General features: G+C 52.4%; 11 protein-coding genes and 1 pseudogene. 9 read left to right on the top strand and 3 right to left on the bottom strand.

Annotated elements, in window-relative coordinates:
• Window positions 1-436: 436 nt before the first annotated feature.
• The 6 genes from CS369_RS05955 (at window position 437) to yghU (ending at window position 4,847) form a co-directional block, all read left to right on the top strand.
• Window positions 437-853 (top strand): hypothetical protein, encoded by a 417-nt coding sequence (locus tag CS369_RS05955; protein WP_196906368.1) that lies wholly within the window; start codon window positions 437-439, stop codon window positions 851-853.
• Window positions 854-886: 33 nt separating this feature from the next.
• Window positions 887-1,708 (top strand): inverse autotransporter beta domain-containing protein, encoded by an 822-nt coding sequence (locus CS369_RS05960; protein WP_196906369.1) that lies wholly within the window; start codon window positions 887-889, stop codon window positions 1,706-1,708.
• A 12-nt stretch (window positions 1,709-1,720) separates the two neighbouring features.
• Complete coding sequence (locus CS369_RS05965) at window positions 1,721-2,326, top strand: Ig-like domain-containing protein (RefSeq protein WP_196906370.1); 606 nt, start codon at window positions 1,721-1,723, stop codon at window positions 2,324-2,326.
• A 15-nt stretch (window positions 2,327-2,341) separates the two neighbouring features.
• Window positions 2,342-3,121, top strand: a complete 780-nt coding sequence (locus CS369_RS05970) for an Ig-like domain-containing protein (RefSeq protein WP_280514734.1) — start codon at window positions 2,342-2,344, stop codon at window positions 3,119-3,121.
• 96 nt (window positions 3,122-3,217) lie between these two features.
• The gene (locus CS369_RS05975) at window positions 3,218-3,799 is read left to right on the top strand and encodes a hypothetical protein (protein ID WP_196906372.1); all 582 of its coding nucleotides are present in this window, start codon (window positions 3,218-3,220) and stop codon (window positions 3,797-3,799) included.
• A 217-nt stretch (window positions 3,800-4,016) separates the two neighbouring features.
• A complete protein-coding gene (gene yghU, locus CS369_RS05980; RefSeq protein ID WP_196906373.1) occupies window positions 4,017-4,847 on the top strand; it encodes a glutathione-dependent disulfide-bond oxidoreductase in 831 nt (276 codons plus the stop codon).
• 56 nt (window positions 4,848-4,903) lie between these two features.
• Here the strand turns inward: yghU and CS369_RS05985 are convergent, their stop codons facing one another.
• The gene (locus tag CS369_RS05985; protein ID WP_196906374.1) at window positions 4,904-6,148 is read right to left on the bottom strand and encodes a multidrug effflux MFS transporter; all 1,245 of its coding nucleotides are present in this window, start codon (window positions 6,146-6,148) and stop codon (window positions 4,904-4,906) included.
• A 126-nt stretch (window positions 6,149-6,274) separates the two neighbouring features.
• Between CS369_RS05985 and CS369_RS23175 the strand changes: the two genes are divergently transcribed.
• The 3 genes and pseudogenes from CS369_RS23175 to CS369_RS05995 all read left to right on the top strand — a co-directional run bounded on the left by CS369_RS23175 (window position 6,275) and on the right by CS369_RS05995 (window position 9,836).
• Window positions 6,275-7,018: a TetR/AcrR family transcriptional regulator gene (locus tag CS369_RS23175; protein WP_244664812.1), complete on the top strand. Its 744-nt coding sequence runs from the start codon at window positions 6,275-6,277 to the stop codon at window positions 7,016-7,018.
• A complete protein-coding gene (locus CS369_RS23180; RefSeq protein ID WP_244664813.1) occupies window positions 7,012-7,476 on the top strand; it encodes a TetR/AcrR family transcriptional regulator in 465 nt (154 codons plus the stop codon). The genes CS369_RS23175 and CS369_RS23180 overlap by 7 nt, the downstream gene beginning before the upstream one ends.
• Before the next feature lie 181 nt (window positions 7,477-7,657).
• Window positions 7,658-9,836 (top strand): annotated as a pseudogene (locus tag CS369_RS05995) (TonB-dependent siderophore receptor).
• 4 nt (window positions 9,837-9,840) lie between these two features.
• Here the strand turns inward: CS369_RS05995 and CS369_RS06000 are convergent.
• Both CS369_RS06000 and nifB read right to left on the bottom strand, forming a co-directional pair.
• Window positions 9,841-10,194, bottom strand: a complete 354-nt coding sequence (locus CS369_RS06000) for a nitrogen fixation protein NifQ (protein WP_307833665.1) — start codon at window positions 10,192-10,194, stop codon at window positions 9,841-9,843.
• Between the two features lie 159 nt (window positions 10,195-10,353).
• Complete coding sequence (nifB, locus tag CS369_RS06005; RefSeq protein WP_196906375.1) at window positions 10,354-11,754, bottom strand: nitrogenase cofactor biosynthesis protein NifB; 1,401 nt, start codon at window positions 11,752-11,754, stop codon at window positions 10,354-10,356.
• Window positions 11,755-12,117 lie beyond the last annotated feature (363 nt).

The following is a 12,117-nucleotide window of genomic DNA, read 5'->3' on the forward strand; positions in this document are numbered from 1 at the left end:
GCTGACAACACAAAAGATTCGTATAAAATACAATTTTAAAAATAACGTACTCTTATCGATAAAAACCATTAACACCTCCTGTAAAGACAAGGTGGTTAATATCGAACAAGGTTAAATTAAAATAAATCACCACGAATTTATTTTATTGTTATCCGGTATAGTATTTCTTTTTTAAATACGTTCAACCTTATAAAACAACATTAAAACACACAGTCATATTTAACTTACTATTAAATTAAATACTTTACTGTTTTATAAAAACACTTATAAAAACATAATAAACACCTACATTATCAACACGAAAAGTAGTTTAGAATCCCTCATGTAATTCCGTTGAGCACCCTATTCTCATCAGGGTTGCTCATTATAAAAACTCCGTTCTGGGTGGCATTGCACCCCAACATATCATGCAATTATCATTTTCAGGATAACTCTGATGCGCAATTATTTGGATGAAAAATCCTCTCATGATTACTGCGGTACGCCAATAACAGCACCGGTATTATCTAAAAACAAGGCAATGATTGTTTGGGTTAACATTGCCATCCAATTATTTTTACCATTAAGCCTGTCTCTTACTCCCACCATTGCAGCTGCACAGAGAGCACATGATTCCGTATTCAGTAACCCTACGGAGCTTTACACGCTTGGTGTTAATGAACCCATTGATACTGTTGCAAAAAAGCTTGAATTAACGGTTGACGATCTCAAAAAAATAAATCGTTATCGCCTATTTTCCAAACCGTTTGAGCAATTAACAACAGGCGATGAGATAGATATCCCTCGCACAGCCCCCCTTTTATCTATTGATAATAACAGGAATAATCATATTGCCCCTGCAGCGTACACTTAATTTGCCAGCCATGTTCAGTCTGGGGCGACAGCATTGGCAAACGAAAACACGGCAAAATCCGGAGAGCGGATGTTGCGTAGTGCCGCCAACAATGAACTTAATGCATCAACCCAGCAGTGGTTAAGTCAATTTGGTACCGCGCGCGTGCAGTTGAACATTGATGACGACTTCTCACTAAATAACAGTAATCTGGATGTATTGATTCCCCTTTACGATAACCAGAAATCAATGGCCTTTACACAATTGGGGGCACGTAATAAGGACAGCCGCAATACCATTAATATAGGTGCGGGCCTTCGAACCGTTCATAATGACTGGATGTACGGCGTCAATACTTTCTTCGATAATGATCTTACCGGCAAAAACCAACGCATTGGGTTCGGTACGGAAGCCTGGACCGACTATTTAAAATTATCTGCCAACAGTTACTTTCGCACCTCTGACTGGCATCAGTCTCGTGATTTTTCTGACTATAACGAACGCCCTGCCAATGGTTACGATATTCGTGCGGAAGCTTATCTCCCCTTTTATCCGCAAGTGGGAGGCAAGATGATGTATGAAAAATATCGCGGGAATGACGTTGCCTTATTTGGTAAAGACCAACGCCAGAAAAATCCGCAGATCTTGACCGCTGGCATCAATTATACCCCATTCCCATTACTGACCGTGGGGGCAGATCACCGAATGGGCAAAGGTAGCCAAAGTAGCAGCAACATTAGCGCTCAGTTGAAATATCGGCTGGGTGAATCCTGGCGCTCACACATTAACCCTTCTGCCGTTGCTGCTTCACGCACCTTGGCAGGCAGTCGTTATGACTTGGTTGAGCGTAATAACAATATTGTTTTGGATTATTAGAAACAGGAGTTGTTGCATCTGACGCTTCCAGAGCAGCTCACCGGTCAGGGAGGATCTGCCACATCAGTCACCGCTAACGTCACCGCTAAATACGCGATTGATCGTATCGAGTGGGACAGCAGCGCGTTGACGTCAGCGGGCGGCTCACTCTCATCGGTCTCTGTGCAGACGGCTGATATCAGGCTCCCTCCTTATCAACTTACGCGTGGTAGGCAGGTTAATACCTATACCCTCAGCGCAGTAGCCTATGACACTCAAGGCAATATGTCACCCAGAGCAACGCTGAGGATAACGGTAATGCCAGGGGAGCCTACCCTGATGGCCGCCAACTTGGCAGTCACCCAAGATAATGTGGTAGCGAACGGTCTTGATACCAACGCCGTGCAGGCATTCGTCACCGATGCAGGGAGCAATCCCCTTTCTGGTCAAGTCGTGACATTTCTCACTAACAACTGTGCAACTGTTACCAACGTCGCGGTCACCACCAACGCGGAAGGCATTGCCTCCACCACACTCACCAACACCCAATCTGGGGTGACCACCGTGACAGCCAGACTGACCAATAGCGCCAGCCAGCGAGTAGAAACCCGCTTTGTTGCCGATGACAACACGGCGTAAATTATTGCAACCAACCTGACCGTTACCCAGGACAATGCAGTCGCTGACGGTAATGCGTCTAACCACGTGCAGGCTATCGTGACAGATGCCAATAACAACCCGTTGGCTGGTCAGGCGGTAACCTTCACCGCTGACAATGGCGCGACGGTGACCACCGTTATTGGCACCACGAGCGCGGAGGGCATCGCCTCGGCCACGCTCACCAATACCCGAGCGGGAGTGAGTACGGTAATAGCCAGACTGGCCAATAACGCCAGTAAGCAAGCCAGTACCAGCTTTATTGCTGATGACAGCACGGCGCAAATAAGTACAACCAACCTGACCGTTACCCAGGACAATGCGGTTGCTGACGGTGAGGCATCTAACCATGTGCAGGCTATCGTGACGGATGCCAATAACAACCCGTTGGCTGGTCAGACGCTGACGTTTATGGCGGACAATAATGCAATGATCGCAACGCAGACAGGCACCACGGGGCCCGATGGCGTTGCCTCAACAACACTCACCAACACAAATGCAGGGCAAACAATCGTAACAGCTACATTGGATAACAATGCCAGCCAAAGCGTAAAGACAACCTTTGTACAGAATCTAAGTATTCAAGTAGAAACTACGGCAAATAGTGCTATCGCAAATGAGGAATACAATACCGTCACGGCCAGGGTGGTGAATGCGCTTGGTAACCCCGTCGCCAATGTGAACGTTGATTTTTCGTCCGTTGAATCGGGGATTACGCTATCGCCATCGTCAGGTAAAACCAATCAAAATGGCAAAATATCGTCTTCTGTAGCGTGAAGTCAATCTACAGGTGGTTCATTTGCTGTCATCGCAAACATTTCGGAACAAACGCATAATGATACGTCGACGGTTAACTTTTTAACATTGCGTACAGTGAATGGTATCGAGGCACCCTATGGCAAAACATTCCGGCACACAGATGAGTTCCCGAAAACGGGCTATCCAGGTGCCACATTCCAAATAAATGCTAATGGTAACGCAGCATCAAATATCAACTATACCTGGAACTCAAGCGATGACGCCTCTGTGGCCCTTGATAGTGAAGGAAATATTACATTAGCAGCCAGCAGTCTCAATAAAACGGTGAGTATTACCGCAAAAGACAATACCTATGCTTACAGGTATAGCTTTGAAGTAAAACGTTGGTTTAGTCGTTTATCGGGTGGTTTAAAAACATTTAATGACACGCAAGATGCATGCAGGGCATTAGGGATGCATGTTGCCGACTCCATACACTTAACCCTGGGGCAGAATACCCGGGGAACGGGTTCGTTATGGTCAGAATGGCCACGTCCAGCCGGTTGGCCGGGCGGTGATATAAACACAGCATATTGGACAAGAACCAATTTAGCCCCAGGTAAACACTATCTGGTCATTCTTCAGGATGGTAGCACAACAGAAAAAAAACCCTCAGGGGCCTATATCGAATATGGTGTTTGTACTCAATCTGAGTGAGCACTCCCGCTATAGCGTCGAGCCTATTTTACCAAACAGATAGCGGATCGGTAGCCAAGGGAAATAGGCATATTAATAAAAAGGAGAATGCTGTGGCTACGGCGTCCGATTGCTGACTTTGCCACAGATTAGCGCTATAACTGGACCGTGAATTTTTGTGCGCGTGGCAGCGATTACTGTCTGTTGCGCGCTACGTCCCCCATCATGGAGGTTTTTCATGGCCAGTTCTTCGACCTATGTTCCGCCTAAGGTATGGCAGCCAGCCCCCTCAGGCGGTGCTTTCGCCAATATCAACCGGCCGGTTTCCGGACCAACCCACGAAAAAGCGTTGCCGATCGGCAAGCACCCATTGCAACTCTATTCGCAGGGCACACCGAACGGCGTAAAAGTCACGGTGATGCTGGAAGAATTGCTGGCGCTGGGACATGCCGGTGCCGAATACGATGCCTGGCTGATTCGTATCGGTGAAGGCGACCAGTTCTCCAGCGGTTTCGTTGAGGTCAACCCCAATTCCAAGATCCCGGCGCTGCTCGATCGCAGCGGGGAAACGCCGGTGCGGGTGTTTGAATCCGGTTCGATTTTGCTCTATCTGGCTGAAAAATTTGGTGCCCTGCTACCGCGCGATGCCGCTACATGCACCGAAGCCTTAAACTGGTTGTTCTGGCAAATGGGTTCTGCGCCGTTCGTCGGCGGCGGTTTCGGCCATTTTTATGCCTACGCGCCGGAAAAATTTGAGTACCCGATAAACCGCTACGCGATGGAAACCAAGCGTCAGCTCGACGTATTGAACCGCCGTTTGGCTGAAAACCGCTATCTGGCAGGAGAGGAATACAGCATTGCCGACATCGCCGCCTGGCCCTGGTATGGCTGGCTGGTGCAAGGCACCTTGTATGGCGCAAGCGAATTTTTATCCGTGCAGGATTATACCCACGTGAAGCGTTGGGCTGATGAGATTGCGGCGCGCCCGGCGGCCATCCGTGGACGCAAGGTAAACCGCACTGGCAACGACGGTGTCGCGGAACGCCATCAGGCATCCGATCTGGATTAATGCCTCGGTGCTATCGCCCGCACGCTGGCGATAGCACTGTTATTTCACCAACACTATCAGTGCGAAATATCTGATGCCGTGGAGGACAATGCGGCATGTTTCCCCGCCAGTTGGCGGTGAGCATCGCGCCAGCATAACAGTGCGGCCAGCGCACACACTGCCAGCATGAGCAACGGCGGCAACAGTGTGCCATCATGCAGAACACCGAGCAGCACGCCGACCGCTCCGCCGAAAAGATACTGCATCACCCCCAGCAGCGACGATGCCACGCCGGTCTGACCCGCCGCCGATCCCATAGCGACCGCCACGCCATTGCCAAACACCAGGCTCAGGCTGCTCATGGTCATAAACAGCAGAGCGGTTAACAGCCACAGCGTCGCGCCGCCGCTCAACCACAGCCCCAGCAGCAACAAGGTTCCAACCAGATGTATCCCTAGTCCGACCGCGAGAATATGCTGCTCTCTCCAGCGGTTAAGCAGAAAGATGTTGATCTGCCCGCACACCACCATGCCCAGCGCGTTTGCGGCAAACAAGATGCTGTAGTGGGTGGGAGAGAGATGAAAATAATCGATAAAAATAAATGCCGATGCGCCGATGTAGGTAAACAACCCGCCCATGGTGAATGCCCCAGACAGGGTATATCCCATATAGATACGTTGGCGAAACAATGCGGTATAACCGACAAATGCTGAACCGATATTGCCCTGCATGCGCTGGCCTCGCGGCAGACTCTCAGGCACCCAGCGCAAGGTGGCAAACAGCATGATCGCCCCGACAATACCTAGTCCCCAGAAAATCGCCTGCCAGCCCAGCGTACCTGACAACAGGTTACCCAACGGCGGCGCAACAATCGGCGCGATCGCCATCACCTGCATCAATAGCGAAAACACCTTGGCCGCTTCGCGTTCTGCGTACAAATCGGCCACAATCACACGCGGGATCACCAATCCAGCCGCACCGCCAATGCCCTGCAACAAGCGAAAGAAAACGAACTCGGTCAATGAGGCCGCATGAGAAAGACAGATCGATGCAACCAGAAACAGCGCGATACCCAGCAGCAACGGCGCCTTTCGCCCGTAGCTATCGGTAAACGGCCCATAAAGAATCTGTCCGAACGCCAACCCGATAAGAAACACCGAAATCGAGGTTTGCATACCGGCCGCATCGGCACCAATGGCGTGTGCAATCGCAGGGAATGCCGGTAGATAGAGGTCGATGGACATGGCGTCAAACGCGCACAGTATCCCGAGAATGGCGATAAGGGCAAAACGGTGCACGCCGGGCCGTAAAGACTCAGACATTGATGTAACCTTGTTAACCACATGCAAAAGAAGTAATAACCATCAGCAAAGTGGTGGCCAATCGGCTAGCATGCGTAATATGCAGCCCAATATATGACTGATCAGTCGGAAATGCAAGGTAGGTAAATGGCACGCAAACAAACCATTGATAGCGACCAGATTCTTGACGCAGCGGAAACCGTTCTGCTGAGCGGCGGCGTGCACTGTTTCACCCTTGATGCTGTTGCCGCTCAGGCAGGTATCAGTAAAGGGGGGCTGGTTTACCGTTTTCCCAGCAAGGATCAGCTGATACAAACGCTGCTGGAGCGCGAATTGACCCGTTTTTCACATGACGCAGAGCAGCAAAGCGCGCTTTATGGCGAGACACCGGGCGCAGAGATACTGGGCCATATCAGCGCTATCGGACAGGAGACAGAAGAAACCGCGTCGCGCGCCATTGGTTTGTTGACCGCGCTGGTCCACGCCCCTGCCATGCTGGCACCGGTACAGACCTTTTACCGCATGCAACTGGCGCGTCTGGCACAGGCCACACGGCTTACCAAACGCTTACGTATTGCTTTTCTTGCCGCTGAAGAGGTGTTTTTGTTACACGGCGCTGGCTTTGCCGCCCTCAGCCTGGAAGAACGGCAATCCATGCTTGATGATATCTGTGATGAGGTGCGCTCAGCTTATAGCAACCCTAAAACCGCCGACAAACCTCGAGGTTCAATACAGGCCTACACGCCCAGTTCTCCGCCATTTCCCCCGACACCGGCCGTCGCCTGGTTATCCGCCAACGGCGTGAACAGGGCCAGCCTGTCTGCTGAGCGCAGGCACAAATCATTGCCACCGCTACGCAGATTATCCGCCGTGACGGCATCGCAATGCTGACGCACCGCGCGGTCGCGGCCGAAGCTGGAGTACCGCTGGGGTCAACCACGTACCATTTTAAAAGTCTGGACGACTTGCTGAACGCGGTGATGCGTGAAGCCATTGCCCTGTTTCGCGAAGACATGTTTCACTGGCTCAATGCGCGTCGCGATGACGACCCTTGCGAAGTGCTGACCCAGTTTATTTTGCGCGGCACCACCGACATCCAAGATCTGGCGCGCGAATACGAAATGTTTACCGCCGCCATTTCGCCCCCTTCCCTACGCCCGATGGCATTGGAATGGTCCAACACCGTGATTGCACTGTTAAAGCTGGTCGTGCCCGACAATGCTGCACTGCCTCTCGGGACGCTGATGAACGGTTTTTTCATTCGCGCGCTGTTAACGCAGCATGAACAGCCGCTGACGTACCGGCAAATTTACCCCGCGATTGCCGCGCTGTATCACGCCTTTCGTTAATCCCGACGGCTTTCCTGCGGGAGAGCCCTGACCTTGTTGTCATTCACTTACGCTTCTTGCGTCTTTACATTTTACTGACCAAAAGCTGTACATAAGTACTATTTTTTGCCAGATTAGCGAACGAGAATCATTAGCGTTTGGGCCAGCGAAGCCCATCTTACTGACAAAAGGGAAAAGGACAATGCACAAAGCGCCTCGCTTCACACTCACGCCGCTGACACTGGATCGTCGCGGGTTTGGTCGGTTCCGTCTCCGGCATGGTGTATGCCGCCAATGAAGATACCATCACTGTCAAAGCCACTGCCGAGCAGGAGTTAAAGCAGCAGCCGGGTGTGTCGATTATCACAGCAGAAGACATTCAAAAATCACCGCCGGTCAACGATCTGTCTGAGATCATCCGCAAGATGCCGGGAGTGAATCTGACCGGTAACAGTGCCACAGGCGCACGCGGCAAGAACCGCCAGATCGATCTGCGCGGCATGGGGCCGGAAAATACCCTGATTCTGATTGATGGCCGACCGGTCACCTCGCGCAACGCCATCCGCTATTCGTGGGACGGTGAACGAGACACGCGCGGCGATACCAACTGGGTGCCGGTCGAAGCCGTATAGCGCATTAAAGTACTGCGCGGCCCGGCAGCGGCGCGCTACGGTTCCGGTACGGCTGGCGGCGTGGTGAATATCATCACCAAACGCCCCACCAATAACTGGACGGGCACATTGTCACTGTACGGAAATCAACCGGAAAGCAGCAAGAAAGGCGCCACACGTCGCACCAATTTCACGCTGTCTGGTCCGTTGGACGGTGAAGCGCTCACCATGCTGTTGTATGGCAATATCAATAAAACCGACGCTGATGACCCAAACATTAACCATAACCAGAACGGTTCTTATGCGGCAGGCCGCGAAGGGGTGCGCAATCGCGATATCAACACCCAACTGTCATGGAAACTGTCGCCACAACAGATTATCGATTTTGATGCGGGCTACAGCCGCTAGGGTAATATCTATACCGGAGACACCCAATTCAGCAGTAGCCAGGCAATCCCTCAGGCGCTGGCAGAAAGTGGCGCAGAAGCCAACCGCATGTACCGTCAGAACTACGCGCTGACCCATAACGATATTTGGGATTGGGGACAATCGCGTCTCGGTTTCGCCTACGATCACACCAACAATACCCGTCTGGAAGAGGGGCTGTATGGCCGTTTTGAAGGCTCCATCACCGATCCGGAACGTTACAACACCAGCCGCCTGGATAACTACCGCGTCAATGGCGAAGTGAACATTCCACTCGATCAGTGGCTCGAACAGACGCTAACGCTGGGTGCCGAATGGAACCGCGAGCAGTTAAATGACCCGGCTTCCAGTTCGTATACCGACAATTCAGGTGTGACACTGCCAGGATCTTCTATCGACCCCAGCCAACGCAGCAGTAAGAATAATGCAGAGCTGAGCGCTCTCTATCTGGAAGACAACATTGAGGTTGTGCCCGGAACCAAAGTGATTTCTGGGTTGCGCTTTGATTATCATAGCCGCTTTGGCAGCAACTACAGTCCCAGCCTTAACCTGCAACAGGAACTGGGCGAAATGTTTAGCCTGAAAGCAGGGATCGCGCGGGTGTTTAAAGCGCCAAACCTGTACCAATCATCACCTGGTTATTTGCTCTATTCACGCGGTAACGGCTGCCCGCTTACCACCGCTTATACGGAATGCTATCTGCTGGGTAATCCTGATTTAAAACCTGAAGTCAGCATCGACAAAGAGATCGGTCTGGAATTCAACCACAACGGTTATCAGGCTGGAGTGACCTATTTCCGCAACGACTACAATAATAAAATCGTCTCGTGTACTGAACTGATCAACCCTCCTGGCACCCCCAATGTACTACGCTGGGAAAATGGTGGTAAAGCCATCGTGCTAGGGCTGGAAGCCAACCTGCGTATACCAGTAATTTCCGATGTGCTGGATTGGCGCACTAATGCCACATACATGATCGAGTCGAAAGAGAAAAAGACCGGTAACCCACTGTCGGTCATTCCCAAATATACCGTCAATACCTTGCTGGACTGGCAGGTTACCGAAGCTGTCTCCGCTAACCTGAGTTGGACACAGTATGGCGAACAAAAGCCACGTCATACTGCCACCAACCATACGGAGCAGCGTCTTGGCCTTTCTTCGCGCACCATCGGCAGTTACGCCGTCTGGGGGGCGGGCGCAAGCTATCAGGTGAATAAAAACCTGCGCGTCAACGGCGGCATCAGCAAACTGTTTGATAAACGCCTGTACCGCGCCGCAGATGGGGCTTCGACCTACAACGAACCGGGTCGAGCCTACTATCTGGGCGTGACGACATCGTTCTAACCTTTCACACTTCGGGCGCGAAACAGTGCGCCCATTCACAGCAATCATCACAACTGGGGGAGCGGCACACCAGCTCCCCTTCACTGTGCAGGCAACGCTGCCGGTAGAAGAACTTCTTCCAACGCATATTATTCACGTTGAGTGCCACCAGCGACGGAAAGCAGTCCGTCATCAATTCCCGCAGTTCCACCCGTGAATCCAGCCCCAAATCTTGCCACAAGTGATTAAACCCCAGCGAAGCGCTGGCAATGATGCGATGCATCGGTGCCACATCCTCCACCAGATGCTCACACAGCCAATTGGCAAGCTGGTCACACTCTGCTTTGCGGTGTGATTGCAACTCGGTTAACAGTATCAATCGCTGTTAATGCGCTGGCGTGAGCGACGCAGCCGACCAGCACATTTGCGCCAGCAAGGCACGCCAGGCCGCCGTGGATAGCCCCATATGTTAAGGAAAGCTGGCAGCCCCCGATTCATAGAGGGTTAACAGCCGCCGCAGCCAGTAATCCGCGCGTCATCAAGCTGCCCCTTGCGCCTTTGATTGCACTGTTTGCTGTGCTTGCCGGTCTTGCCACCAGTTGGTCAGCACCTCGGTCACGTTCTGCCAGGCCCCTTCCACACAGGGCTGAATGCCGCGCTGTTCCAACTGCTGCCAGGGGCCATAGCCAATGCGCGCACAAAATACCGCCTGCACACCCGCCAGCAGTTCCAACAGGCACGCCATGCGATCGCCATTTTCCTCTGGCGGGCAGTCTGCGCTGTCATGGCAGTATTGCGGCGTAAAACGCTCATTGACTCGTACCACCCCAGCTGTCGACAGGCTGTATATCTGAAAACGTTGCGCATGTCCGAAATGCTGGTCAATCACATCGCCCTGTGATGACGCCACGGCCACCAAGCAGGCGTCCGGCTCATTGGACTCACCGTGCGTCGCGATGCTGGCATGCAACTGCGCACGCTGATGCATCAACGGCGTGTAGGGCTGTGGTGTAGCAGGCAGCGCCGATAGCGGGAACTGCTGGCTGCGATCCTCGCCCAGCATACCGATTGCATCGGCACTATATTTTTGGCAATGCGACATTTGCGGCATCGCCTGACCACAGCGAGCCCGCACGCGTGCCATGCATTCCGCATCCGGCTGCCCTTGCAGACCGAATACCGTGCCGTGTTCAGGGCGTGCAATCAGCGGCATAATGTTGTGCAAAAAAGCGCCCCACTCACGGGCTTTTTCACTGACCGCCAGCATTGAAGCCTCGTTGATCTCAGGGATCAGCATCGAGTTAATCTTGACCAATATCCCGCGCTCGGTCAGACGGCGAATGCCCTCCTCCTGACGCGCCAACAGTATTCTGCCCGCCTCTTCGCCGGTGTAGCGTTCGCCGTCTAGCCATAACCAGGCATAGATCTGTGCTGCGACGGCAGGTTCCAGCGTGTTGAGCGTCACAGTGACGTGATCGACGCCAACGTCCAGCAGACGATCCACCGAGTCTGGCAGCAGCAAGCCGTTGGTGGACAAACACAGTTTCACATCCGGCAGTTGCTCGCGCAGTTGCGTCAAGGTGTTAAAGGTGCGCGTCATATTGGCCAGCGGATCTCCCGGCCCGGCAATACCGATCACCGACAGTTGCGGAATGGCGGCGGCCACCTGACGTGCCTGTGCCACAACCTGTTCGGGCGTGAGCAGCGTCGATACCACCCTGGGCCGCGATTCGTTGCTGCAATCATACTTGCGGTTACAGTAGTTGCATTGCAGGTTACAGGCTGGAGCGACGGCCAGATGCATACGTGCGTAACGGTGGTGACCGCTCACCGAATAGCAAGGATGGTGGGCGGCTTTGCTGGCCTGCAACGGCGTCAACTCGTTGAATTGAGATGTCCGGCAGCCTGCGGCGACGGATGCGGAAGGAAATGCTGTCATAAGAGTGCCTACGGTTACGGAATCCTGCTTAGGCAGGTGCAAACGCCGTACCGCATGAAAATTTAATAAAAAGTGTATATAAACAGATAGATGGAATATTTTTCTGTACCGGCTATTTGTCAGGATTGTTGCAGTGATGCGACAATGTCTCTAATCCCACAATCCCGACAATGTGTATATGTTCTTGGTGGAGTGGGACTTGACACAAGGTCATTTTTTCAATGTGTTGGTTGTCTCGCATAAAAAATAACGCTGAGGTGGACGAGACCGCTGGGTGAGCGGCGTGAGGTTGCGGACAAACCGTCCTACTCCCACCATCATTCCCTAGAAGGCGGGAATCTCTTGCCGAAGAAACGCGTTTAT

Source organism: Candidatus Symbiopectobacterium sp. 'North America' (assembly GCF_015762685.1).
GTDB lineage: Bacteria > Pseudomonadota > Gammaproteobacteria > Enterobacterales > Enterobacteriaceae > Symbiopectobacterium.